At 42.0% G+C, this 23,431-nt stretch carries 27 protein-coding genes; 11 read left to right on the top strand and 16 right to left on the bottom strand.

Annotation, left to right across the window (positions count from 1 at the left end; translation table 11 throughout):
- Positions 1 to 113: 113 nt before the first annotated feature.
- Entirely contained in the window at positions 114 to 770 is a 657-nt protein-coding gene (gene flgA, locus GTH25_RS10955) for a flagellar basal body P-ring formation chaperone FlgA (protein ID WP_164530561.1), read from the bottom strand.
- Positions 771 to 979: 209 nt separating this feature from the next.
- Here flgA and flgB point away from each other — a divergent pair, with 209 nt between their 5' ends.
- From flgB to flgL, 11 genes are all read left to right on the top strand, one after another.
- Entirely contained in the window at positions 980 to 1,390 is a 411-nt protein-coding gene (flgB, locus tag GTH25_RS10950) for a flagellar basal body rod protein FlgB (RefSeq protein ID WP_075673034.1), read from the top strand.
- 10 nt (positions 1,391 to 1,400) lie between these two features.
- Entirely contained in the window at positions 1,401 to 1,805 is a 405-nt protein-coding gene (gene flgC / locus GTH25_RS10945; protein ID WP_023581815.1) for a flagellar basal body rod protein FlgC, read from the top strand.
- A gap of 12 nt (positions 1,806 to 1,817) precedes the next feature.
- Positions 1,818 to 2,648: a flagellar hook assembly protein FlgD gene (locus GTH25_RS10940; protein WP_099660623.1), complete on the top strand. Its 831-nt coding sequence runs from the start codon at positions 1,818 to 1,820 to the stop codon at positions 2,646 to 2,648.
- A gap of 27 nt (positions 2,649 to 2,675) precedes the next feature.
- A complete protein-coding gene (gene flgE / locus GTH25_RS10935; protein WP_099660622.1) occupies positions 2,676 to 3,902 on the top strand; it encodes a flagellar hook protein FlgE in 1,227 nt (408 codons plus the stop codon).
- A 21-nt stretch (positions 3,903 to 3,923) separates the two neighbouring features.
- Positions 3,924 to 4,679, top strand: coding sequence for a flagellar basal body rod protein FlgF (locus GTH25_RS10930; protein ID WP_075673031.1), 756 nt, complete (start codon positions 3,924 to 3,926; stop codon positions 4,677 to 4,679).
- A gap of 19 nt (positions 4,680 to 4,698) precedes the next feature.
- On the top strand, positions 4,699 to 5,481 hold the full coding sequence (gene flgG / locus GTH25_RS10925; RefSeq protein WP_036935743.1) for a flagellar basal-body rod protein FlgG: 783 nt from the start codon (positions 4,699 to 4,701) through the stop codon (positions 5,479 to 5,481).
- A 63-nt stretch (positions 5,482 to 5,544) separates the two neighbouring features.
- Positions 5,545 to 6,288: a flagellar basal body L-ring protein FlgH gene (locus GTH25_RS10920; RefSeq protein WP_075673030.1), complete on the top strand. Its 744-nt coding sequence runs from the start codon at positions 5,545 to 5,547 to the stop codon at positions 6,286 to 6,288.
- 14 nt (positions 6,289 to 6,302) lie between these two features.
- Positions 6,303 to 7,409, top strand: coding sequence for a flagellar basal body P-ring protein FlgI (locus GTH25_RS10915; protein WP_075673029.1), 1,107 nt, complete (start codon positions 6,303 to 6,305; stop codon positions 7,407 to 7,409).
- A complete protein-coding gene (flgJ, locus tag GTH25_RS10910; RefSeq protein ID WP_099660621.1) occupies positions 7,409 to 8,395 on the top strand; it encodes a flagellar assembly peptidoglycan hydrolase FlgJ in 987 nt (328 codons plus the stop codon). The genes GTH25_RS10915 and flgJ overlap by 1 nt, the downstream gene beginning before the upstream one ends.
- 118 nt (positions 8,396 to 8,513) lie before the next feature.
- Entirely contained in the window at positions 8,514 to 10,157 is a 1,644-nt protein-coding gene (gene flgK / locus GTH25_RS10905) for a flagellar hook-associated protein FlgK (RefSeq protein ID WP_164530560.1), read from the top strand.
- A gap of 24 nt (positions 10,158 to 10,181) precedes the next feature.
- Positions 10,182 to 11,126: a flagellar hook-associated protein FlgL gene (flgL, locus tag GTH25_RS10900; RefSeq protein WP_087802138.1), complete on the top strand. Its 945-nt coding sequence runs from the start codon at positions 10,182 to 10,184 to the stop codon at positions 11,124 to 11,126.
- Positions 11,127 to 11,211: 85 nt separating this feature from the next.
- On the opposite strand, the gene GTH25_RS10895 is transcribed toward flgL, so the two are convergent.
- The 15 genes from GTH25_RS10895 to fliF all read right to left on the bottom strand — a co-directional run bounded on the left by GTH25_RS10895 (position 11,212) and on the right by fliF (position 23,167).
- A complete protein-coding gene (locus GTH25_RS10895; RefSeq protein ID WP_075673025.1) occupies positions 11,212 to 11,703 on the bottom strand; it encodes a GNAT family N-acetyltransferase in 492 nt (163 codons plus the stop codon).
- A complete protein-coding gene (locus GTH25_RS10890) occupies positions 11,691 to 11,957 on the bottom strand; it encodes a type II toxin-antitoxin system TacA family antitoxin (protein WP_075673024.1) in 267 nt (88 codons plus the stop codon). Before GTH25_RS10890 ends, GTH25_RS10895 begins: the two co-directional genes overlap by 13 nt.
- 123 nt (positions 11,958 to 12,080) lie before the next feature.
- A complete protein-coding gene (fliR, locus tag GTH25_RS10885) occupies positions 12,081 to 12,863 on the bottom strand; it encodes a flagellar biosynthetic protein FliR (RefSeq protein ID WP_075673023.1) in 783 nt (260 codons plus the stop codon).
- 5 nt (positions 12,864 to 12,868) lie between these two features.
- Positions 12,869 to 13,138 carry a flagellar biosynthesis protein FliQ gene (fliQ, locus tag GTH25_RS10880; RefSeq protein WP_069367481.1) on the bottom strand — a complete coding sequence of 90 codons (270 nt, stop codon included), beginning with the start codon at positions 13,136 to 13,138 and terminating at the stop codon, positions 12,869 to 12,871.
- A 15-nt stretch (positions 13,139 to 13,153) separates the two neighbouring features.
- Positions 13,154 to 13,924 carry a flagellar type III secretion system pore protein FliP gene (gene fliP, locus GTH25_RS10875; protein WP_023581828.1) on the bottom strand — a complete coding sequence of 257 codons (771 nt, stop codon included), beginning with the start codon at positions 13,922 to 13,924 and terminating at the stop codon, positions 13,154 to 13,156.
- Positions 13,924 to 14,370 carry a flagellar biosynthetic protein FliO gene (fliO, locus tag GTH25_RS10870; protein WP_075673022.1) on the bottom strand — a complete coding sequence of 149 codons (447 nt, stop codon included), beginning with the start codon at positions 14,368 to 14,370 and terminating at the stop codon, positions 13,924 to 13,926. The genes fliP and fliO overlap by 1 nt, the downstream gene beginning before the upstream one ends.
- Before the next feature lie 3 nt (positions 14,371 to 14,373).
- Positions 14,374 to 14,784, bottom strand: a complete 411-nt coding sequence (fliN, locus tag GTH25_RS10865) for a flagellar motor switch protein FliN (RefSeq protein WP_006533153.1) — start codon at positions 14,782 to 14,784, stop codon at positions 14,374 to 14,376.
- Positions 14,777 to 15,808: a flagellar motor switch protein FliM gene (gene fliM, locus GTH25_RS10860; protein WP_023581831.1), complete on the bottom strand. Its 1,032-nt coding sequence runs from the start codon at positions 15,806 to 15,808 to the stop codon at positions 14,777 to 14,779. The genes fliN and fliM overlap by 8 nt, the downstream gene beginning before the upstream one ends.
- A 5-nt stretch (positions 15,809 to 15,813) precedes the next feature.
- The gene (fliL, locus tag GTH25_RS10855; RefSeq protein ID WP_006533151.1) at positions 15,814 to 16,296 is read right to left on the bottom strand and encodes a flagellar basal body-associated protein FliL; all 483 of its coding nucleotides are present in this window, start codon (positions 16,294 to 16,296) and stop codon (positions 15,814 to 15,816) included.
- Between the two features lie 177 nt (positions 16,297 to 16,473).
- Positions 16,474 to 17,877, bottom strand: coding sequence for a flagellar hook-length control protein FliK (locus GTH25_RS10850; protein WP_159364128.1), 1,404 nt, complete (start codon positions 17,875 to 17,877; stop codon positions 16,474 to 16,476).
- Positions 17,877 to 18,323: a flagellar export protein FliJ gene (gene fliJ / locus GTH25_RS10845; protein ID WP_006533149.1), complete on the bottom strand. Its 447-nt coding sequence runs from the start codon at positions 18,321 to 18,323 to the stop codon at positions 17,877 to 17,879. Before fliJ ends, GTH25_RS10850 begins: the two co-directional genes overlap by 1 nt.
- Before the next feature lie 36 nt (positions 18,324 to 18,359).
- Entirely contained in the window at positions 18,360 to 19,727 is a 1,368-nt protein-coding gene (fliI, locus tag GTH25_RS10840) for a flagellar protein export ATPase FliI (RefSeq protein WP_075673020.1), read from the bottom strand.
- On the bottom strand, positions 19,727 to 20,446 hold the full coding sequence (fliH, locus tag GTH25_RS10835) for a flagellar assembly protein FliH (RefSeq protein ID WP_159241972.1): 720 nt from the start codon (positions 20,444 to 20,446) through the stop codon (positions 19,727 to 19,729). The genes fliI and fliH overlap by 1 nt, the downstream gene beginning before the upstream one ends.
- Positions 20,439 to 21,437 (bottom strand): flagellar motor switch protein FliG, encoded by a 999-nt coding sequence (gene fliG, locus GTH25_RS10830; protein ID WP_023581835.1) that lies wholly within the window; start codon positions 21,435 to 21,437, stop codon positions 20,439 to 20,441. The genes fliH and fliG overlap by 8 nt, the downstream gene beginning before the upstream one ends.
- Positions 21,434 to 23,167, bottom strand: coding sequence for a flagellar basal-body MS-ring/collar protein FliF (gene fliF, locus GTH25_RS10825; RefSeq protein ID WP_075673019.1), 1,734 nt, complete (start codon positions 23,165 to 23,167; stop codon positions 21,434 to 21,436). The genes fliG and fliF overlap by 4 nt, the downstream gene beginning before the upstream one ends.
- Positions 23,168 to 23,431 lie beyond the last annotated feature (264 nt).

The raw sequence follows: 23,431 nt of genomic DNA, 5'->3' as shown, positions 1-23,431 counted from the left end.
ATTATTTAGAGTGAAAAATGTAGCGCAAGAGAGTTTACCTCGGCTTGCCATAACTGAAACGGGTAACAAGCAATTCAATTTAGGCTTATTCTGCTTATCAGCTTTTTAATCTATTAAAGAGGGATGCGTACAGAGCCGTTTTCCAGTGCTTCGCCAGTGACGATTTGGCCTGATTTAACTCTTACTCGAATAGTTTCATTGGCGACAGAATTGTTTATGGCTTTGCCTTCATAACGGATCTGAAAGTGAGGGCCTTGCGCAAATACAGTGACTGTTTGTCCCGCCAAAATAGCCCAAGGGCGACGAACCATTGTCGAAGTTAAAGGTTTTCCTGCGGATATTTGTCGCATTGCGATCGCATTTTTAATTAATGCAGGATCGCGTAATACATCATAAGGTAATTTTTCTAATTCACCCGTTGTCATGCTAACGACAGAAGTTTCAATCATGTCATCACGGCTGATGTCTTTTTTTGCGATTAAATATTTACCATTAACGCTAACATCAACTTGAATAAAACGACGTTGTTTATCACATTGAATTGGGATTGAAAGACGCCCCCAATTACGAGCACCAGCATGACGTTGGATCTCTTGTGTGTGGCAGACTGGCCATTTATCTTCTGGTGTTAAAACTGTCACAGTCACTTTATCGCCTTGTTGATGAAGTGCGACAAAGAAATCTTGTAGTTCTTCAGGGAGTGATTTCGCGACACTTACATTCACCATAAAGAAAAAAGAAAATAGACCGATAAGAGTTCTAACTAACATAATTTGTATCACCTTACAGAGTTGATGCTAATTGTGCGTTTGCCATTATTTAGCAATAACAGTGTACATCGACTTTGCACGCCTTAAACGCATAAATAGCAATCCAATTTACGCCTATTCCTCCAATCATCTTTTTTTTGAGCGTTTATTCTGTCAACTGAAATTGTTTTATCAGCTGAGGTAAGTGGCTTAGCCACCAAGGATAGAAGATGCTCGATAAATTAGAAAATACGTTTCATTTTCAACAAGAAGCGCTCTCAATACGTAATAAACGCCAAGAAATTCTCGCTGCGAATATCGCTAACGCAGATACCCCAGGCTTTCAGGCTCGTGATATTGATTTTGCTTCTGAATTGAAGAAAACCATTGAAAATGGGCGTACAGGTACTCATGGCATGCAATTGGCTATGACATCTGAACGCCATATCCCGATCAAACCCGGTTATCGCTTAGAAGCGGACTTACTCTATCGCGTGCCTCATCAAACTGCGATGGATGGTAATACCGTGGATATGGACATGGAACGTAGTAATTTTGCTGACAATAGCCTTAAGTATCAGGCTGATGTGACATTTATTAACTCGCAAGTTAAAAGCATGATGGCTGTATTGCAACAGTAGGGTAAAGAGCATGTCTTTATTTAGTATTTTCGATATTTCAAGTTCAGCACTTTCAGCGCAATCACAGCGTTTAAATGTGAGTGCCAGCAATATGGCAAACGCTGACAGTGTTGCGGGTCCAGATGGCGACCCATATCGTGCAAAGCAGGTTGTTTTTCAGGTAAACGCACCTGCTGGTCAAGAAATTGGTGGTGTTCGTGTTACTGAAGTGGTGGATGATCCTGCGCCATTTCGTATGGAATATCAGCCGGGACATCCCTTTGCCGATGAAAAAGGGTATGTACGTATGCCAAATGTTGATGTTGTGGGTGAAATGATTAACACCATCTCTGCATCAAGAAGCTACCAAGCTAACGTCGAAGTGATGAACACGGCAAAATCGCTGATGCAAAAAACACTGATGATAGGTCAATAGGGAGAATAAATTGTGGGTATTTCCTCCTCAATGAATGAACCTTATGATAATACCATTATCGGGGATGCTCCTTCTTCATACCATACGAAAAAAAGTGGTAGTGATGATATTAAAGGGAATTTCCTGACACTTCTCATCACCCAGATGAAAAATCAAGATCCAACAAACCCAATGCAAAATAATGAGTTAACTTCCCAGTTAGCTCAGATTTCAACCGTTGAAGGCATTGAAACACTGAATAAAACAGTGAATAACATTGTTGGCCAGATTGACCAAAGTCAGGCGTTAAAAGCCTCTTCGCTGGTGGGACGAGGTGTTATGGTCGCAGGGAATAAAATTGTTGTCTTTCAGCCAACCGACGGTAAAGGTGAGACTGAAAATCCCGGTGATGGGGATGACACCATTCCAACACCTGACACTCAAAATGAAAAAACTCGTCAGCAAATGGGAACGTATAAAGCAGATGGTACGGATCCAAATACGCCTGACAGTGAACACCTTTTTTCAACACCTTTTGGTTTTGAATTACTCAGTCCAACCGATTCTCTTACGATAAACATCACCAATGCGAGTGGTGTGACCGTTCGTACAATCAATATGGACAAAAAGATGCTACCGGATGTTTATAACTTCTCTTGGGATTGTACTGATGAAAATGACAATCCTGTTCCACCGGGAAGCTATAAATTTACCGTTAACGCCACGCTTAATGATGCTCAGGTCCCTGTTAAGACACTGAATTATGCGCTGGTGAATAGTGTGTCCATGGTGGATGGTGGTGCCCGCCTTGATGTTGGCTTAGGTAATACCGTTTCATTGGATGAAATTCGTCAGGTTCTTTAACTAACACATATTCAACTTGGAGGGCGCATGTCCTTTTCACAAGCAGTAAGTGGTTTAAACGCAGCAGCCGCTAACTTAGATACTATCGGTAACAATATTTCTAACTCTGCAACCTACGGTTTTAAAGGTGCAAACGTTTCTTTTGCAGACGTTTTCGCCGGTTCAGGTGCAGGTCTGGGTGTTAAAGTGGCAGGCATTAGCCAAAACTTTAAAGACGGTAGTATCACAACCACTAACCGTCCAACAGACGTGGCAATTTCTGGCGGTGGTTTTTTCCGCATTGAAGACCAAAATGGCGGTGTTTTCTATTCACGTAACGGTGAATTTGGTAAAAATAAAGACGGTTTCCTGACCAATATGCAAGGTATGCGTGTAACAGGTTATCCAGTACAAGTTGTTGATGGTAAAAATGTTGTTCAAAAAGGGGCGACACCAACACCTATCGTTATTCCTACCGATATGATGAATGCCAGTGCAACAGACAAAATCAATATGGCGGTTAACCTTAATTCAGGTGAAGAGAAACCTGCTAAAACGCCATTTGATTCTAAAGATGGTGATACTTATAACTTCAGTACTAACGTTACCACTTACGATAGCTTAGGTAATGAACATAACCTGAACTTATTCTTTGTAAAAACTAATGACAATGAATGGAAAGTTTATGGGCAAGATACGTCAACTAAAATAGCAGGTGGTGCGCCAACGCCTCATCAAGATTTAGGCACTTTAAAATATACCAATGCAGGGGTGCTAGAGAGTTATACAAAGACCGATATGAATATTGCTTCTTTGAATGGCTCTGCTGTGGGTACTATCGAATTAGATTTCACTGGTAGCACTCAGCAAAAAGTCTCTGAATCCAGCGTATCTAAATTAGCGCAAAACGGTTACCAAGCAGGTGAATTCACCAACTTCCGTATTGAGCAAGATGGCTCAATCATGGCGACTTATTCAAACCAACAAAGCCAAGTTGTTGGTCAAATCGCATTAGCTAACTTTGCAAACGCAGGTGGTTTAAGCTCACAAGGCGACAATATGTGGTCTGAAACTAACGGTTCAGGTTCACCAATCGTCGGTGTTGCAGGCTCTGGTGTATTCGGCAAGTTAACCAATAACGCATTAGAAGCGTCTAACGTGGATATGAGCCAAGAGTTAGTCAACATGATCGTTGCTCAACGTAACTATCAATCAAACGCACAAACCATCAAGACTCAGGATCAGATCCTGCAGACTCTGGTTAGCTTGCGCTAATAACGCCGGAAATAATCTGTTATGGATCATGTGATTTATACCGCGATGGGCGGCGCCAGACATTCGATGGAAAATCAAGCTGTCGTGGCAAACAACTTAGCAAACGCATCAACGCCGGGATTCAAAGCGCAGCTTAGTGCAATGCGAGCCGTACCTGTCAATGGCGATACCTTACCGACTCGTACATTAACGGTAGCATCAACGCCAGGTAGCGATCAGAGTCAAGGAACGATGAACTATACCGGCCGATCAATGGACGTTGCTTTAAGTGATAACGGCTATTTAGCGGTTCAACTTGAAGATGGTACTGAAGCCTATACCCGAAACGGGAATATTCAACGTAACGCTGACGGCATGTTGATGGTACAAGGGCGTTTGTTAATGGGTGATAACGGTGCGATTGAAGTACCTGCTCAAGCAAATGTTAGTATTGCCAATAACGGTATTGTGACTGCGCATGTGCCTACTGATCCACCAAAAATGCTGGGTCAAATTGGTCGTCTGAAAATGGTAAAACCAGAGCAAAACGACTTAGTTCGTGGTGATGATGGGTTATTCCATTTATCACCGAAAGGAGTTGCGCGTGCTGGTGAGGAATTACCTGCAGATGATAGCGTGAAGGTGTTAGCTGGTGTGTTAGAGGGCAGTAATGTCAATCCAGCAGAAGCCATGGTCGATATGATAGCAAACGCAAGACGTTTCGAAATGCAAATGAAGGTTATCCATAGCGCTGATGATAATGCGCAACGAGCTAACCAATTGCTATCACTGAGTTAAATAGTGTAAGGGGAAAACCATGATCCGTTCTTTATGGATTGCTAAAACTGGGTTGGATGCACAACAGACAAACATGGATGTGATTTCCAACAACCTCGCAAACGTCAGCACCAATGGCTTTAAACGTCAGCGTGCGGTTTTCGAAGATTTACTGTATCAAACCATTCGCCAGCCTGGTGCGATGACGTCTGAACAGACAAATGCACCTTCAGGTTTACAAATTGGTACGGGTGTTCGTCCAGTTGCGACTGAGCGTTTACATAGTCAAGGTAATTTGGCTCAAACTAATGGTACTCGTGATGTGGCGATTAAAGGACAGGGTTTCTTCCATGTCCAGTTACCTGATGGTACAGACGCTTATACCCGTGATGGCTCTTTTCAAATGGATCAAAATGGGCAATTAGTCACCACTAGTGGTTTCCAAGTTGTGCCTGCAATTATTCTTCCTGAAACTGCGAAAAAGGTCATGATTGGTCGTGATGGTACAGTCAGTGTTGAGATTGAAGGCTCCCCTGCGCCACAACAAGTGGGTCAATTGACACTAACTACCTTTATTAATGACAGCGGATTAGAAAGTGTCGGTGAAAACTTGTACTTAGAAACTGCAAGTTCTGGCGCACCTACTGAAAATGCCCCGGGTATCAACGGCGCAGGCTTGTTGTATCAGGGATATGTTGAAACCTCTAACGTTAATGTAGCTGAAGAGCTGGTCAATATGATCCAAACTCAACGTGCTTATGAAATTAACAGTAAAGCGATTTCAACATCTGATCAGATGTTACAGAAACTAACGCAACTCTAATTTCGTTTGTTCATTAGCCTGACAGGGTTTCCTGTCAGGCGTATTACTAAAAGAGTATCGAAGATGGATACAAAGGTCATTACTGACAATTCTGGGGCAAGAAAGCTTAGTGTCAGATGGCGTCGTCATCAACGTTTAGGTACCGCCCTGTTGGTACTGACACTGTCGGGATGCGCATATATACCCAAAAAACCGTTAGTGGAAGGCAACACAACGGCGGTTCCAACGGCACCGACTGCACCGGCACCCAATGGCTCTATTTTTCAGGCAACTCAGCCTGTTTATTTTGGCTATCAACCTTTATTTGAAGATAGACGTCCTCGCAATATAGGCGATACGCTGACTATTACATTGCAAGAGAATGTCAGTGCAAGCAAAAACTCATCTGCAAATGCCAGCCGTAATGGTAAAGCAGGATTCCTTGCTGCGATTACGCCGGGATTCTTAGAAGGAATATTTGGTAATAAACGCACAGATATGAGTATGGAAGGGAACAGTGACTTTGGCGGTAAAGGTGGCGCAAATGCGAACAATACCTTTAAAGGCACCATTACAGTTACCGTCGATCAGCTCCTTGCCAATGGAAACCTGCATGTTATTGGCGAAAAGCAAATTGCTATCAATCAAGGTACTGAATTTATCCGTTTCTCAGGTGTTGTGAACCCAAGAACTATCAGTGGTACTAATACCGTAAATTCAACCCAAGTTGCTGATGCGCGTATTGAATATATCGGAGACGGTTATATCAATGAAGCACAGTCTATGGGATGGCTACAACGCTTCTTCTTAAATGTATCACCTTTTTAATGAGTAGGGTCCAGATGAAAAAAATAGCGATGAGCCTTTTCTTTATCGTGATGACATGTGTCGGTTTTTCCGCTCATGCCGAACGGATCAGAGATCTCACCTCTGTTGAAGGGGTAAGAGAAAATGCGCTGATTGGTTATGGTTTGGTTGTGGGATTAGATGGAACGGGTGACCAAACAATGCAAACCCCGTTTACCACGCAAAGTCTGAATAACATGCTCTCACAATTGGGGATCACAGTACCACCCGGCACCAATATGCAATTGAAAAACGTTGCTGCGGTAATGGTAACTGCAAAATTACCGCCTTTTGGTCGTACAGGGCAATCCATCGACGTTGTTGTTTCATCCTTAGGTAATGCAAAAAGCTTACGTGGTGGTACGTTGCTGATGACACCGCTAAAAGGTGTTGATAATCAGGTTTATGCTTTAGCACAAGGCAATATTATTGTTGGGGGAGCAGGTGCATCTGCGGGTGGTAATAGTGTTAAGGTTAACCAGTTAGCGGGTGGGCGCATTAGCAGCGGTGCTATCATTGAACGTGAACTGCCTTCGCAATTTGGTCAAACTGGTCTGCTGAACTTACAACTGAATGAAGAAAACTTCACTTTGGCACAACACATTTCTGACACTGTTAATAAATTACGAGGTGTGGGTACCGCTATTCCTTTAGATGCACGTACAGTTCAATTACGTGTTCCTATTGGTAAAAGTGAACAAGTACGTTTCTTGGCTGAAGTACAGAATCTTGAAATTAAACGTGTTGTTGCAGATGCGAAAGTGATCATCAATGCAAGAACGGGTTCTGTTGTTATGAATCGTGATGTGACATTAGGAAGCTGTGCGATTGCCCAAGGCAACCTTTCCGTTACGGTCGATAGCCAAGTGAATGTAAGCCAACCTAATACTCCGTTCGCGGGCGGTAGCACCGTCGTAACGCGTAATACCAGCGTGAATATGAGTGAACAAGGTGGCTCATTACAGAAAGTGAATGCAAGCGCAAGCTTAAACGAAGTGATCCGCACATTAAATGCACTTGGTGCAACACCAACAGATTTAATGTCAATTTTGCAAGCAATGGAAAGCGCGGGTTGCTTACGTGCGAGATTGGAGATTATCTGATGAAAGATTTATCTCTGCTTTCTTCAATGCCAGCGATGTCAGCGCCAGCATATGATAGTAATGCATTGAATAAACTTAAATATCAGGTTGGACAAAATGCTGATCAGCAAGGGCTGCGCCAAGTGGCGCAGCAACTTGAAGGTGTTTTCGTTCAAATGATGTTAAAAAGCATGCGTGACGCCATTCCTCAAGAAAGCATGTTCAACTCAGAAAGTACCAAGATGTACACCTCTCTTTATGATCAACAAATCGCTCAAGACTTATCACAAAAAGGCTTGGGCTTTGCTGACATGATAGAAAAACAACTTTCTGCCAAAGTCACGATGGAACCTAGCGAAATGGCGGGTAAAACACCGATGCCATTAGATGGTAGTGATATTTTTCAATCCATGCCAACACAAGCCTTGGGGCAAATTTATCGTGCTATGCAGCCTTATCAAAATGCAGTTGAAAGCACGATTGGTAAGCTTAAAGGCTTATCTGAAAGCAGTGCTTCTTTTGCATCAAAACTGTTAGGGCCTGCGAAACAAGCCACAGAAGGTACAGGTGTACACCATCTTTTAGTTGTTGCTCAAGCTGCGCTTGAATCCGGTTGGGGTAAGCGTGAAATTCTAACCGGTGACGGCAAACCAAGTTATAACCTGTTCGGTATCAAAGCAGGAAGTAGCTGGAAAGGGCCTGTTACGAATATCATGACAACTGAAGTGATTGATGGTAACTCGATTAAAATGCGTGATAATTTCCGTGTTTATGGCTCCTATGTTGAAGCTATTCAAGATTATCTCAGACTTATCACTGAAAGCCCTCGTTACGCCAAAGTACCTCAAGCTCAAACCCCTGAACAAGCAGCTTACCGTATTCAAGAAGCGGGTTATGCCACCGATCCGGGTTATGCGAAAAAACTGGTTTCAATTATTGGTCAATTAAAAGGAAGTGGTGAGCAAGTTGCTAAAACTTATACTCACGATTTAAGCGACCTATTTTAATCATTTTCCCCTCAAGTTTAGAGGGGAAGAACCGATAATAAAGACCAGAGCATTCATATCAATTGCCCAGTTATGCTCCGTACATACGGGAGATGACTAAACGTAAAAGGATAGACAAATGTCCAATAGTTTAATTAATACAGCGATGAGCGGACTTAATGCGGCACAAGCTGCGATGAGCACTACCAGTAATAACATCGCTAATCAGAAAGTTAGTTGGTATAACCGTCAAATGACAGTATTTAATGAAAACGGGGGTACGATGACCGGTAATGGCTATATCGGTAATGGCGTAAACGTCAGTCGTATTCATCGTGAGTACAATGAATTCCTGGCTGGTCAATTGAATCGTGCCGTGACTAAGCAAAGCGCCCTAAATAGCTATACTAAAAACATCTCACAAATTAATGATTTGTTAGCAGATAAAGGGAATGATGTTTCGAGTGCAATTGACGAATTCTTTACTAGCTTACCAAACGTAACCAATAATGCAGAAGATAATCCTGCGCGTACAACGGTTATTGGTAAAGCGGAAGCCATGGTTAATATGTTTGCTAAAGCAGACCAATCATTGCGTGATCTGGAAAAAGATATCAATAGTCAGGTGACGAATACCTCTAAAAATATCAATGAATATACAAAGCAGATTGCCAAATTAAATAATGAAATTAGTCGTTCTAAAGGCTTTAATGGCGCTGATCCGAATGACTTATTAGACCAACGTGATCGTTTAGTTCAAGAATTGAATACATTAGTGGATGTTCAAGTTACACAACAAGACGGTGGTTTTGTTAACGTGACATTTGCTAATGGTTTACCGTTAGTTTCTGGTACACGCGCTTATGAAGTGTCCGCTATTCCATCAAACAAAAACAGTGAACGCCTTGTTATCGGTTATAGCAACGGTATTGATGAAGTTCGTGAAGTGGATGCAAAACGCATTAAAGGCGGTGAACTTGGTGGTGCATACCGTAGCCGTAACGAAGTATTAGATCCAAGCCGTAATCAATTGAATCAATTAGCATTAGTGTTGGGTGATCAATTTAATAAACAACACAAAGAAGGCTATGATTTAAATGGCGACAAAGGTGAGGATTTCTTTAAGTTAGGTGGTGCTCATGTGATGACGAACGGTAAAAACAAAGGTGATGCTACCTTTGATGTGAAATATACCGATTCTAAAGAAGTGAAAGCTGCTGACTATACCGTTACATATGAGAGTGGCAAATGGAATGTCACAGTAGAACCTGGTGAACGTAAATTTCAAGCCACACCTGATGCGACAACGGGCGAATTAAAATTCGAAGGTATGAGTATCAAAGTTAATGGCACACCACAAGAAGGTGATTCTATTGTGGTCCAATCTGTGGGTAATGTGATTGCAGGTATGGAAGTGGCTGTGACGGATCCAAGTAAGATTGCGGCTGCTGGCTCTAAAGATACAGGTCCAAGCGATAACGAAAATATGAAAAAATTGTTTGAGTTACCTGATGAAAAAATTATTGATGGTAAAACAACAATTGCTGGTGGGTATGGCTCATTGATCAGTATGGTGGGTAATAAAGTCAATACAGCACAAGTTGATTTTGATGCACAGACCTCAATCACCAAAAGTATTCAGTCTCAGCAACAATCTGTTTCTGGTGTGAACTTGGATGAAGAATACGGTGAAATGTATCGTATCCAAGAATATTACATGGCAAATGCTAAAGTTATTCAAACAGCAAATACCATGTTTGATGCGATTATGCAGGTTTTATAAGCCTCATGAATTAAGGAATAAATTGTGCGCTTAAGTTCAAATCAAATATTTTCCCAGCGAATGGATAATATCACCAGTTCGCAAAGCAAATGGATGACTGAAGGAAATAAAATCTCCAGTGGTCGTCGTGTTGAAAAACCATCAGATGATCCAATGGCGGCTTCTCAAGCCGTTATGGTTAAGCAATCTGAATCACGTAACCAGCAATATGCAACAGCGCGTGGGTTTGCAAAAAACAGTATGTCTTTGCAAATGAGTTTAGCCAGTCAAATGGTTAATATTACAACTAAAATTCAAGAAACGCTGGTTGCTGCGGGTAATGATGCAACATTAAGCGATGAAGACCGCTCATCTCTTGCTGATCAATTACAAGGTTTAAAAGATCAGCTAGTGGGGATTGGTAATACAAAAGATGGTGTGGGTCGCTATATTTTTGCCGGTTTCCAATCAGATAAACCGCCTTTTGTGGCTGATGCAACAGGCAAAATCACCTACCAAGGTGGTGATAAACAAATTACCCAAAAAGTAGATAGCAATATTGAAATGGTCACTAACTTCACTGGGATTGAAACATTACAATCTTCAGGAAGTAAAGGAACAGCACCGGATATTTTTGAAGCATTAGATGGTGCTATTACTGCATTACGTGAACCTTTAACAGGTAAACCACAAGCAGATCGCGATGCTGCATTAGAAAAAATTGATGCTGCAAACCGTGTTAACCGTGCAACGTTAAATAATATTTCAAGTGTAGAAGCTAAATTAGGTTTACAACTTCAAGAGCTTGATAACTTAGATGATTTAGGTGCGGATACTTCTTTAAGAAATGCAAAGCGTTTAAGTGAACTGCGTGACTTAGATTGGACACAAGCGATTTCAGATTATTACCAAGAAGAGTCTGTATTACAGGCTTCTTATAAGGTCTTTAACGACATGAAAGATATGTCGATGTTCAAAATGTATCGCTAATTATTTAGTATCGTTTTAAGATATTTTGATATCACCCCTGGTATTTATTTATCAGGGGATTTTTTTATTTATTAAAAGCAATAAACTATATTTTCTTTTTTAGTGCTAAGAATAAGATTTTGTCTTGAGTCGAAGAAGCTTTGAAACCATGATGAAGGTAGAAATGTTTTGCGTTTTCAGTTAAAGCATGAACCATAATCGCTCTAACACCAATGTTTTCAGCTACATGATGACAACGCAAAACTGCATCTCTTAACAAATCGGCACCAAGACCTTTTCCATGAAAAGTTTTATCAACAGCAAGTCTAGCTAAAATGATCACGGGTATTGGGTCTGGCATATTGCGACGAATATGACTCATTGCTTCAGTATGGTTAACACTACCTGTTGCTAAAGAATAGTACCCAACAACACGTTTTTTATTTTTTTCACAGACCACAAATGTACGGGATGCACCTAAAAATTGGTTTTTTAAACCTCTTTGTTTTATCCAGTTATCTAATACATTTTCACTACTATAAAAATCAGCCACTTCATGTGAGTTTGATAACGGCTCAGGTGCTGTTACTTTTCCCATAATGGTTTTCTCATTAATAACTTTTCAAGAGCAGGGTCAATATCAACCGGCGCATCAATAATTTCTATAAATTCCGCATATTGAGCATCATTTAAATTAAAGGTTCTACGGTCTAAAATGACGTCTTCAGCAGCTTGGCATGCTGTCTCAAGAATAAAGTCAGTACGAGATTTATGGAGAATTTCAGCAGCAGTATCAATAAGTGCGCGTTGTGATTCTTTAGCGCGAATATTGAGTTGTACATCAGCTTTCATATCACGCCTCCTTGTATAGCAATTGATATACATTGATTGTAGAATAAACAAACAATATTAGCTACAAAAAAACCGATAAATTTTAATTCGAGGACTGCGATTAAAAATCAGTCGATTTAAATCTCAAGAAACCAGCTGTTGTAATATTAAAGTGATGCGATTAAACGTATCGCTAAAGACACGCTCTGTAAATACAGGTAATGCAGGCATAATCATAGATAATGCTAACATACCGATAGTCAGCGTAAGAGGGAAACCAACCACAAAGACAGAAAGCTGTGGTGTCATACGGTTTAGAATACCTAATGAAAGGTTAAGTACTAAAAGTAGGGTGATTAATGGCATGGCTAGCATCATACCGTTAATAAAGATTGTGCCACCACTTTGAACTAAAGTAAGAATACCTAAAGAGTTAAAAGTCTGATTTCCAATAGGAACAACATAGAACGTATCAACTAATATAGACAATAGCCATAAATGACCATCAAAGACCATAAATAACAGCATTGTTAGCATATTAAAAATACGTGCCAGAATAGGCATATTAGGGCCACCTGATGGATCAACGAAGGTGGCGAATGAAAGCCCCATTTGTAAACCAATCACTTCACCAGCATGACGAACAGACGCGAACGCCAACTGCATCGATAACCCTAGAATTGTGCCAATCAAAATTTGTTGCAACAACACCCAAAAAGCAATAAGCGAGAATAAAGGCACATGACTTTGCGGTAAGCCCGGTGCGACTAATGCGGTAATCAAAAAGGCGAGTGCAATGCGAAATTTTTTAGGTGTTTGCCTTTCACTAAATAGCGGTGCAGTGCTAAAAAGGGCGAGTATACGCACAAATGGCCAGAAAAAATCACTAATGTAGCCGTTAAGCATTTCACTGGTCAGGGTTATCATTGCTATTAACCAATCATCCCAGGAATGCCAGTAAATAAGTTATGCATATAATCTACAAGTAAACTTAACATCCAAGGGCCAGCAACTAAAATCGCGGCTAATACAGCAAGAATTTTCGGGATAAACGATAATGTCATTTCGTTTATCTGTGTTGCAGCTTGGAGCATACTGATCACAAGACCCGTCACCAGAGCGGACAATAAAAGAGGGCCTGCTAGTGATAAAGCGATTTTCATCGCTTCAGTACCTAGTGCTAAGACAGATTCTGGTGTCATGGGGTTACCTCTGCGCTAATTGAAAAAGCTTTGTGCAAGCGAGCCTAATATTAATTGCCAACCATCGACTAAAACAAAAAGCATAAGTTTAAATGGTAATGAAACTGTGGCAGGTGGCACCATCATCATACCTAGCGCCATCAACACACTGGCAACAACTAAGTCGATAATAAGAAAAGGAATAAAAATCATAAAACCGATTTGAAAGGCGGTTTTTAGCTCACTCGTAATATAAGCGGGAACCAAAATACGCATCGGTACACTTTCGCGAGTTTCAAATGCAGGTGCATCAGCAAGGCGAGCAAACAGCGCTAAGTCAGTTTCACGAGTTTGTTGCATCATAAACTGGCGCAAAGGTTTAGAGCCATTCTCTAAGGCTTGCTCAAAGGTAATTTGATCTTCAGTAAATGGCATATAGGCATCTTGATAAATTTTATCAAAAACCGGTGCCATAATGAAAAAGGTCATAAATAACGCCAAACCAAGAACGACTTGGTTTGGTGGTGCAGAAGGTGTACCTAAAGCATTACGTAATAATCCAAGGACAATAATAATGCGGGTAAAACTGGTCATCATCAGCAAAACAGCAGGAATAAACCCTAAAGCTGTAATGAAGATTAATGTTTGAACTGGTAATGACCAACTTTGGCCACCACCTGGTAAAGGCTGTGTAATAACACCCGGAAATTGGGCAAACGCACTGCTAGGTAACAAGATTAAAACCAGCACACTAGCGAAGAGACGCCAACGCTTTAATGCGTTAAAAAAAGTGACACACTGATGCATTATGAGTTGCCTTTATCTCGCTTTAGCGTTTTTTGTAATATTTGAGTAAACAATGGCGATGTTGGTGATGAGGTCGCTTCCTGCGAGGCTTTTTCAGGGATGGGTAATTTATGCAACAGATTTACCTGTGATGCGGTTACCCCTAATACAAGCCATTCCTGTTCAATCTCAACCACCACCACTCGTTCTTTCGCACCTAACGAACAACTTGCTTTGACACTCAGTTGTGCTGTTGTTCCTTTAAATGAACCACGGGTAAAGCCAAAACGGCGAAATAACCACATAGCAACAATAATAAGAACAATGATGCCCGCAAGTGCCGTGCTAACTTGAGCAAGACTTTGACCTACAGGCAACGGTTGTGTAGGTGTTTGAACAGTTTGTGTTGTAGCGGGTGCGGTAGTATTTACCGCACCTTGGCTGGAAAAGGAAGGAAGCTGTTCCATAGATTAACGGCTCAGACGACGCATACGTTCTGATGGTGTAATGATATCGGTAATACGAATACCGTATTTATCAGAAACAACCACAACTTCACCTTGAGCGATTAAATAACCATTGATAAGAATATCAAGAGGCTCACCTGCTAAACCATCCAGTGAAACGACAGAACCTTGTGACAGGCTCAGTAATTTTTTAATGGTCATTTTGGTGCGGCCTAACTCTACTGTTAATTTGACTGGAATATCCATAATCAAATTGATGTCAGAGAGATGATTCAGCGTATCGTCTTCAGGTAAAAGATGTTCAAATAGATCGGAACTATTATCCTGGCTTTTCCCAGTTTGCTGTTCCATTGCATCAGCCCACATATCCTCAGCCGATTGTGAATTATCAGTTGGGCGATTTGCATCACTCATTGGTTTGTTCCTCATCCAGAGCGTTTAAAACAGGGTTAATTAGGTGTTCAACACGAAGGGCATATTGCCCATTTACTGTACCGTATTGGCTTGTTAATACGGGCACACCATCAACATGTGCAATCAATCTTTCTGGTTTATCAATCGGGATAACATCCCCTTCTTTAAGTGTTAACACTTTTGATAAACGCAGTGGGATGTCAGTAAAGTTTGCGACCAGTTCAAGCTCTGAATGCTGAACTTGGTTGACTAAACTATCTAACCAAACCCCATCTTCTTGACGGACATTTTCAATTGGTGGATTGATCAGTCGTTCACGTAATGGCTCAATCATGGCAAACGGAATACAAATACTAAATTCCCCAACCATTGAGCCAATTTCTACCTGAAAAGGTGTCGTAACGACAATGTCATTCGGTGATGAGGTGATATTGGTAAATTTCACCTGCATTTCAGAACGAACATATTCCACCTGAATTTTGAATATGGAATCCCAAGCATCACGGTAGGCATCAAGTGCCAGTTTCAACATTTTGTTGATGATCCGCTGCTCTGTGTTGGTAAATTCACGTCCTTCCACAGGGATTGGAAAACGGCCATCACCACCAAACAGGTTATCTACCGCGATATAAACCAGATTTGGTTCAAAGGTAAATAATGCTGTTCCTCGTAACGGTTTTAAATGCACCAAGTTAAGGTTCGTTGGCACAGGTAAGTTACGAGCAAAGTCGTGATAAGGGTGAATTTTAACGCCACCAACAGTAATGTCAGGACTCCGACGGAGCATGTTAAACAGCCCCATACGGAATTGACGTGCAAAGCGTTCGTTAATAATTTCTAACGACTGTAAACGTTCTCGAACCACACGACGTTGCGTGTTGGGGTCATAAGGCTGAATATCCGGTTCATTCGGATCCTTCGCTATCGCAGGTTCCCTGTTCGCGCTTTTTTTGGCGTCGTCACCTGATGTGTCATCATTCAGCAGAGCATCAATCTCTGCCTGTGAAAGGATATTATCGCTCATAATGATTATCGCAGAATAAACGTGGTAAACAGTACATCGGAGAGGATCTGTTCAGATTCTCCCGGTACGAGAGTCGGTCTCAGCGTTTCTTTTACATCCGTCATTAGCTGGAGTTTTCCATTGTCTGTCGCGAGCTTATTAGCCTGTTGACGAGAAAGCAGTAATAACAAGCGGCTACGAACCTCTGGTAAATAATCATGTAGACGCTTACGAGTGTCTTCATTATGCAATCTTAATGTGATCCCTATGTAGAGCACTCTGTCTAAGTGTTCTTCGTCATCAATTAGATTTACCGTAAAGGGTTCTAATGACATAAAAACGGGTGCTGGTATAACTTTTTGCTGACTTGTGCCCGCTGAACCTGATTTAGCATGCTTCAATGCCCACCAACTATATCCACCGAATGCCGCTGCAATAATGGCGATCACCAATAAAACGATGATCAGAATTAAGCTATAGCTTTTACGTTCATTGCTGTAATTAGACATGGACAGTTAAATTCCTGTTTTGTAGTGGATACGTGTTCACTGTTGTGGACTTCCATATCCATCTAAATCAACCTTAATTATCCCGCTATTTCTGTTTTTTAATTGCAGAAACAGATAGGGAAAAAACCATTAACTCTTACGTTTATTGACATAGTGTGTCCTCCCAATACATTTGTATTAGGCGAAAATATCAACACCACCACGAGCAGATGCTAATTCTTGAGGCGTAAGGGTTATCTTTTGTAGTGCCGTTTCAGAGGCTAATTGCAGAGAATTACCCTCGCTTCCTTGATGATTATCGGCACCATCTCCACTAAATTGAGAGGAATCTGACATATTTTGTTGTTGCCAACTGTCATTAGTGTCGCTAGACACCTGACTCTGCGTGAGCTGGATCCCATTTTCAGAGAGGGCTTGACGCAATTGATGCATGGCATTTTCTAATACAGAACGAACTTGTCCGCTTTGTGAAGCAAGGTGCAACTGTGCTTGCCCATCTTCTATTTTCATGCGGATATGCAATGAACCTAGCTCTTCAGGGTGTAAACGTAGCTCTGCCTTTTGTAAGCCATTACGGCTAAACATCACAATTTGTTGATTAAGCTGCTGTTGCCACTCTTGTGTTCCTACTTGTGCATTTAATACCTGTGTTGCCATCGGTGAAAATTGCATTTGTGGTTGTGTTGATGAGTGAGCATGACCTGTAATACTCTGTGAAGCCAAAGAAGAAGAGGTAGAAAGGGTGCTGTGAAGATCGGTTTCTACAACACGATTACCTGCCACCATTTGCTGAGCAACATTGTCCGCTAATTTTGCATTTGCAACTTGTTTATCGCCGTTTAGTAATGCATTCACTTTTTCTGCTGTTGGCGTTAAAAGTGTTGCGATGCTATCTCCTTTTTTCGCAGAAGTTTTTTCTGTTTGATTAGCACCGACACGTGTACTTTCTGTTGTTAATGTCGCTGTCTCTGGACGTAGCTGGGTTAACAAGGACTTTTCATCTGATTTTGATAGATTAAGCTTGTCGGTAAGGTTGAAGTCCGACATATCGTTATCTTTTGAAATAGTACGTGCTAATGAAGCTAAACCTTCATCCTGTTTAACTGATTGATGCTGTTGTAATGCTTGAGTCAGTTGTTCAGAGGGAAGGGTAAGACGCTTTAATCCAGATAGTCCTGCTAACTGAACAGGAAGTTCAGCAGCTAGCTCTTCTGCTGACATTAATAAAGAAGGGGTCTTATTTTCAACAATAGCTGCAAATTGTTCATTATCCGGCAAAGTGAGAGTCAATTGAGATTTCTCAAGAGATGACTCTTCTATCACATTGGGTTCTGTAGTGACAGACGCAAGATGACTACCGTCTTCTTTTGTTTTGTCTTCATCAGAGTGTGAATGTGCTTTGTTTTCTTTCGTTGAAGGGTTTGTGATATTAGCTGTCTTTTTATCACTCTGTGCGTTTTGAGGTTGAGAGCCCAAAAGCTGAGCAAATGTCGGGGCATTATCACCGGGCTGACTATTTGAAGCGGATGTCGTTCCCGGAGAGGCTGCAGCGACATCCATGGTCAGAAGCGTTATCTCCATCAAGTTGTTCTCCGTAAAGTACTACGCTGTGCGTACTCGTCCATTTGTTTCTGTTCAATACGATCAAGATGTCGCTTACGGCTATCTTCAGCGCGTTGCTCCAAAGTCTCAAATGCATTGAGTCGTTGCTGTTTTTCTCTCCATTGTTCAGTTGCAAGATCAAGTTGCGCCTGCCAATGTTGAAGTTGTTGTTTATGTTGTTCGATAGTCAATTCGAGCGTTTTGAGAAATTGTTGGTAGTTTTGCCACGATGCTGACGACATCCCCCCTAAATTTAACGTTTCATTTAGACGTACACGGTATTCATCCTGATACCCAATCAACATATTGAGTTGCTGTTCCATTTGTTGATGACTCTGCCGGACCTGAGCCAGTTGAATAGCGGCTTGTTCAGCCGCTGTCTGTGCCAGTTCTCTCAGTGTCACTAAAGGTGACTGCTCCCGCATTGGAACCCTCTTTACTTTCTCTGATTATGTTCAGAATTAGTTTACTGTGATCAGTTGATTAAGTTGCTCACATGCACTTTGATAACTGCATTGCTCTTGGATATCTTGTTGTAAGAACTTCGCTAGGGACGGATAAAGAGCAATGGCTTTATCAAGCATAGGATCACTGCCCGCAGCATAAGCACCTACGTTAATTAAATCGCGGTTACGTTGATAACTCGATAAAAGCTGTTTAAACACTTGCACACGACGATAATGTGTTTTATCAATCAGTGACGTCATTGCACGGCTAATAGACGCTTCGATATCGATAGCAGGGTAGTGCCCAGATTCTGCAAGAGAACGCGAAAGCACAATATGACCATCTAAAATCGCACGCGCGGAGTCTGCAATTGGATCTTGCTGATCATCGCCTTCTGTTAAAACAGTATAGAAAGCCGTGATAGAGCCACCACCATCAACGCCATTTCCCGCACGTTCAACCAGTGCTGGTAATTTTGCAAAGACAGAAGGTGGATAGCCTTTGGTTGCAGGCGGTTCGCCTACTGCAAGGGCAATTTCACGTTGTGCCATACTGTAACGTGTAAGTGAATCCATAATCAGTAAGACGTGTTTTCCACGATCACGAAAATCTTCGGCAATACGTGTTGCATAAGAAGCACCTTGCATACGAAGAAGTGGTGATACGTCAGCAGGTGCTGCCACAACCACAGAGCGCGCTAAGCCTTCAGTACCAAGAATATTTTCGATAAAGTCTTTAACTTCACGTCCACGTTCACCAATTAATCCAACAACAATCACATCAGCCTGAGTAAAACGCGCCATCATACCTAATAGCACACTCTTACCTACACCAGAGCCTGCAAAAAGCCCCATACGCTGACCACGACCCACAGTTAACAGTGAGTTGATTGCACGCACGCCCACATCCAATACATCGGTAATTGGAGTACGTTGTAACGGGTTGATAGGCGGTGTAATTAGTGGTGCGCGATAATCGGTATCTGGTGGTGGTAAACCATCTAAAGGATAACCCGAGCCATCTAAAACACGTCCTAATAGCGCATCTCCAAGAGGCAACTGGCGACCTTCATTTTCACCACCCGGAGTGGCCTGTGCATAAACACGGGCACCCGGTGTTAATCCCTCGACTTCCTGTAAAGGCATTAACAACATTTGGCTACCGTTGAACCCAACGACTTCACTTTCAACTTCTTCAACAGTTTTACCAATGGTACGTTCTATTAAACACGTAGAGCCAAGGGGCATAACAAGCCCCTTAGCTTCCATGACTAAACCTGTTGCTCTGGTTAAACGACCATATTGACGTACACGCGGAATTTTATTTAAACGCGCTTCTGCATCACTGAGTTTTTCTAACCAACGCCCCAATCTTGCTGTCATTACAACGCCTCCGGAGCAGCAAGACGACAAAGCTCATGCCAACGAGTTGCAATCGTGGCATCGAGATCGCCATCATTTGTCACAACACGACATCCACCAACATGAATACTGTTATCGGCAACCACTTTCCAACCATGAGCAGAAAGTGAATCACCCAGATCTTTTTCAATCTGTGGAATATGTTTTGGGTTAACTCTTAACTGTGGGTTGTTTGAGAACATTTGTTCCTGTTGCAACATTAAGGTGATTTGCGCCAGTAATGCAGAACCATCACAAACAGCAGGCTGACCTAAAACTTCTTTTGCCGCTGTGAGGGCGATTTGCATTAAACGTGAAGCAATAACACTGTCTAACCCATTTAAAGAGTGCCTAAACTCAGCCAACAATCCTTGCCATTCATTAATTAATGGTGATTGTTGAGCAATGCCTTGGCGAATACCTTCTTCAATACCTGATTGTAATCCAGCCTGATAGCCTTCCTGATAACCCTGGTTTTTCCCTGCCTCAAAGCCTTCAGCGTGGCCCAATTTCTGGGCCTTGTCTTTCATGTCATCAAGCATATTAATTTGCTCAAGGACTTTCTGTTGCTGAACGACTTCTTTTTCCTGTTTTTCGACTTCCTTTTCGTCTTCTGTCGTTTCCTCGACCGTTAATGCCCAATCAGTGAGTTCTTTTGGAACCCAAGGCTTCCAGTTAGTATCAGTATGTTTATCAGACATAGGTATCGTCTCCTCCATGAAGAACAACCTCTCCAGTCTCTGCTAATTTGCGTACCACAAGCAGAATAGCTTTCTGCTCTGCTTCCACTTGAGACATACGGACAGGGCCACGAGAACTCAAGTCATCACGCATGATCTCAGCAGCACGTTGCGACATATTGTTGAGGAAGTGATCGCGTAGCTCTTGATCGCATCCTTTCAATGCCACAACCAAGGAGTCGGATTCCACTTCCTGTAGAATGCGCTGGATAGAGCGGTTGTCGATATCGATAAGGTTTTCGAACAGGAACATTTCGTCGATAATTTTTTGTGCCAATTCGCCGTCGTAATCGCGAACCGCAGTAATGACATTCTCTTCCTGCTGGCTCTTCATTAAGTTGATGATTTCAGCAGCAGTACGAACACCACCCATTTTACTGCGTTTGAGGTTTTGGCCATCAAGCAGATTATTCAGTACTTCAGTTAACTCTGCTAATGCTGACGGCTGAACACCACCAAATGTTGCGATACGTAACATCACGTCATTACGTAATTTCTCATCAAACAGGGCAAGAATATCTGCCGCTTGACCCCGTTTAAGGTGAACCAAGATAGTTGCGATAATCTGCGGATGTTCGTCGCGGATAATATCGGCAGCCATTTGTGGTTCCATAAAGTTAAGTGTCTCGATACCCGTTGTTGTTTCACGAGTTTCTGAGATCTCATCTAATAGATTATTCGCACGTTCTTCACCCAAGGCTTTAACCAGAACAGAGCGTAAATAATCGTTCGCATTGACGTTCAATGCTGCGTATTGAACTGCGTCTTCTTCAAAGCTTGCCATAACATCAATCAATTGCTGATTTGAGATATGACGCATTGATGACATTGCAATACTCAGCTGTTGAACTTCGCGTGTACTTAGATGTTTAAATACTTCCGCCGCACGGTCTTCACCGAGTGTTAGTAACATAACGGCGCTTTTTTCGGTTCCAGTTAAGTTATTACTCATTGCTCTTTACTCATCCATTGACGAATTACCATTGCGACGACACGAGGATCTTTCTCTGCCATTTCACGGATACGTTGGCTCTGCAATTCGGCACTCACACGTTTACGTGCTTGTTTACGTCTTGCTTCGTCATCTAATTCTGCTTCATCAACATCATCTTTAACTTGTAGCTTGGTTTTCAGTACAGCTTTCTGTGCAGCAATTTCAGCTTCACGGCGTTTTTCAAGCTGTGGTTTCACCAGTTTGCGCCATAAGATCCATGCGATGATGACAAGTAATAACCAGCGACCTAAGTCTAATGCTTTCGCCAGAATCTCTGGATTTTCCCATACAGGAACGGTGATCACTTTCTCTTCAGTATCGTTGAACTGTGAGTTCACGACACTTAACGAGTCACCACGTTCTTGGGAATAGCCCATCGCTTCACGAACAAGCCCTTCAATTTGCTGAATTTGTTCATCAGTTAGTGGAACAAGTTTAGTTTCAACAATAGGCTCTTCACCTTCAGCCGCTTCTTTCTTATCTTCAACTGTTTTGTAGTTCACAATAACAGCGACAGAAAGACGCTCAACGTTACCTACTGGACGTTTGATATGGCGAATTCGGCGATCAACTTCATAGTTGGTCGTTTCATCTAAACGGCTATTGCTGTTTGGATTACGCGTTAATGTGCGATTTGTACCCGTACCCGTTGCATTGGCGTCATCTGTTTTCTCACCTTCTTGCGCTTTTGGTGCTTCAATAGGCGCTTGAGGTGGGGCAACAGGTTGATTAGATAATGCACCAGGAACACCGCCAGCTAACATGCCTCCATTTTGCTCACTTTGGCTCAACTGTTTTGAACGTACAGCGGCTTGGTTTGGTGGCTGATTTGGTTTGTACTCTTCTGCTGTTTCTTCGGTATGAGAGAAATCAACTTGAGCCGTCACCTGTGCATGAACGTTTCCACGACCTACAATTGGGCTTAATAACGTTTCAATGCGTTGCTGGTAACGATTTTCTAGCTCTTGAACATATTTCAATTGGGTAGAGTTAAGGTCACGACCCATTGCATCAGGCTGTGTCAATAATTTACCGCTTTGATCAACGATGGTCACACTGCTGTCAGGCATGCCCGCAACACTGCTCGCAACGATATGCACGATGGCATTAATTTGACCTTCATCCAGCGCTCTACCCTGTAAAAGACCCACCGTAACGGATGCAGAAGGGGATTTCTGTTCACGAACAAAAAGAGATGGCTTTGGTAGTGCTAAATGAACACGAGCATTTTGTACAGGACCTAATGTCTCGATAGTGCGAGCAAGCTCACCTTCAAGTGCACGTTGATAGTTAATTTGTTCACTAAATTGGCTGATCCCGAACTTTTCTTTATCTAACAGTTCAAAACCGGCAGCACCGCCTTTTGGAAGTCCCGCTTGCGCGAGTTTCAGGCGTAATTCATGAACCTGATTGTCAGGCACCATAATCGCCGCGCCATTTTGTGACAAGCGATAAGGTACATTCATCTGTGTTAACTGTGTGACAATTTCGCCACCGTCTTTATCGCTAAGATTACTATAAAGCACTTTATAATCAGGGCTTTGTAACCATAAAAATGCAGCAACAAAAATGGCAATAGCCGCCGAACCCGCAATGATGAGCGGAATTTTCGGATCGGCTTTTATCCGGTTAATAATGGCGTTAAAACCCTTATTCTGGTTCACAACGTCGGTTTTTTCGGCATTCATAGACAATCCTTGCCTTGTAGTTCGGGATGAATACTAAAAGCGTGGCGTAACAAAACAGACTCCCCTTACGCAAATAAATAAACCTACTCTCAGGTGTCTCATTATTGGCCTTTTGCGTTTCATTTAATGGCGTAATTAGCCCTTAACTTTTGCGTTAATTACTCGCTTTGGAATGAAGCCCCTGTGTTAGGGTATAACTCGGTAAGCGTGTTGGTTCACTTCCTTACTATGACATTGATTCAGTAATTGAATTAGATGATTAAC

The sequence above is a fragment of the Proteus terrae subsp. cibarius genome (assembly GCF_011045835.1).
Lineage (GTDB): Bacteria > Pseudomonadota > Gammaproteobacteria > Enterobacterales > Enterobacteriaceae > Proteus > Proteus cibarius.
This window is presented reverse-complemented; position numbering and strand designations above follow the sequence as displayed.

Coding starts and splice junctions, on each gene's coding strand:
- flgA (WP_164530561.1), bottom strand. CDS start 770: ATGTTAGTTAGAACTCTTATCGGTCTATTTTCTTTTTTCTTTATGGTG.
- flgB (WP_075673034.1), top strand. CDS start 980: ATGCTCGATAAATTAGAAAATACGTTTCATTTTCAACAAGAAGCGCTC.
- flgC (WP_023581815.1), top strand. CDS start 1,401: ATGTCTTTATTTAGTATTTTCGATATTTCAAGTTCAGCACTTTCAGCG.
- flgE (WP_099660622.1), top strand. CDS start 2,676: ATGTCCTTTTCACAAGCAGTAAGTGGTTTAAACGCAGCAGCCGCTAAC.
- GTH25_RS10930 (WP_075673031.1), top strand. CDS start 3,924: ATGGATCATGTGATTTATACCGCGATGGGCGGCGCCAGACATTCGATG.
- flgG (WP_036935743.1), top strand. CDS start 4,699: ATGATCCGTTCTTTATGGATTGCTAAAACTGGGTTGGATGCACAACAG.
- GTH25_RS10920 (WP_075673030.1), top strand. CDS start 5,545: ATGGATACAAAGGTCATTACTGACAATTCTGGGGCAAGAAAGCTTAGT.
- GTH25_RS10915 (WP_075673029.1), top strand. CDS start 6,303: ATGAAAAAAATAGCGATGAGCCTTTTCTTTATCGTGATGACATGTGTC.
- flgJ (WP_099660621.1), top strand. CDS start 7,409: ATGAAAGATTTATCTCTGCTTTCTTCAATGCCAGCGATGTCAGCGCCA.
- flgK (WP_164530560.1), top strand. CDS start 8,514: ATGTCCAATAGTTTAATTAATACAGCGATGAGCGGACTTAATGCGGCA.
- GTH25_RS10895 (WP_075673025.1), bottom strand. CDS start 11,703: ATGGGAAAAGTAACAGCACCTGAGCCGTTATCAAACTCACATGAAGTG.
- GTH25_RS10890 (WP_075673024.1), bottom strand. CDS start 11,957: ATGAAAGCTGATGTACAACTCAATATTCGCGCTAAAGAATCACAACGC.
- fliR (WP_075673023.1), bottom strand. CDS start 12,863: ATGATAACCCTGACCAGTGAAATGCTTAACGGCTACATTAGTGATTTT.
- fliQ (WP_069367481.1), bottom strand. CDS start 13,138: ATGACACCAGAATCTGTCTTAGCACTAGGTACTGAAGCGATGAAAATC.
- fliP (WP_023581828.1), bottom strand. CDS start 13,924: ATGCATCAGTGTGTCACTTTTTTTAACGCATTAAAGCGTTGGCGTCTC.
- fliO (WP_075673022.1), bottom strand. CDS start 14,370: ATGGAACAGCTTCCTTCCTTTTCCAGCCAAGGTGCGGTAAATACTACC.
- fliN (WP_006533153.1), bottom strand. CDS start 14,784: ATGAGTGATGCAAATCGCCCAACTGATAATTCACAATCGGCTGAGGAT.
- fliM (WP_023581831.1), bottom strand. CDS start 15,808: ATGAGCGATAATATCCTTTCACAGGCAGAGATTGATGCTCTGCTGAAT.
- fliL (WP_006533151.1), bottom strand. CDS start 16,296: ATGTCTAATTACAGCAATGAACGTAAAAGCTATAGCTTAATTCTGATC.
- GTH25_RS10850 (WP_159364128.1), bottom strand. CDS start 17,877: ATGGAGATAACGCTTCTGACCATGGATGTCGCTGCAGCCTCTCCGGGA.
- fliJ (WP_006533149.1), bottom strand. CDS start 18,323: ATGCGGGAGCAGTCACCTTTAGTGACACTGAGAGAACTGGCACAGACA.
- fliI (WP_075673020.1), bottom strand. CDS start 19,727: ATGACAGCAAGATTGGGGCGTTGGTTAGAAAAACTCAGTGATGCAGAA.
- fliH (WP_159241972.1), bottom strand. CDS start 20,446: ATGTCTGATAAACATACTGATACTAACTGGAAGCCTTGGGTTCCAAAA.
- fliG (WP_023581835.1), bottom strand. CDS start 21,437: ATGAGTAATAACTTAACTGGAACCGAAAAAAGCGCCGTTATGTTACTA.
- fliF (WP_075673019.1), bottom strand. CDS start 23,167: ATGAATGCCGAAAAAACCGACGTTGTGAACCAGAATAAGGGTTTTAAC.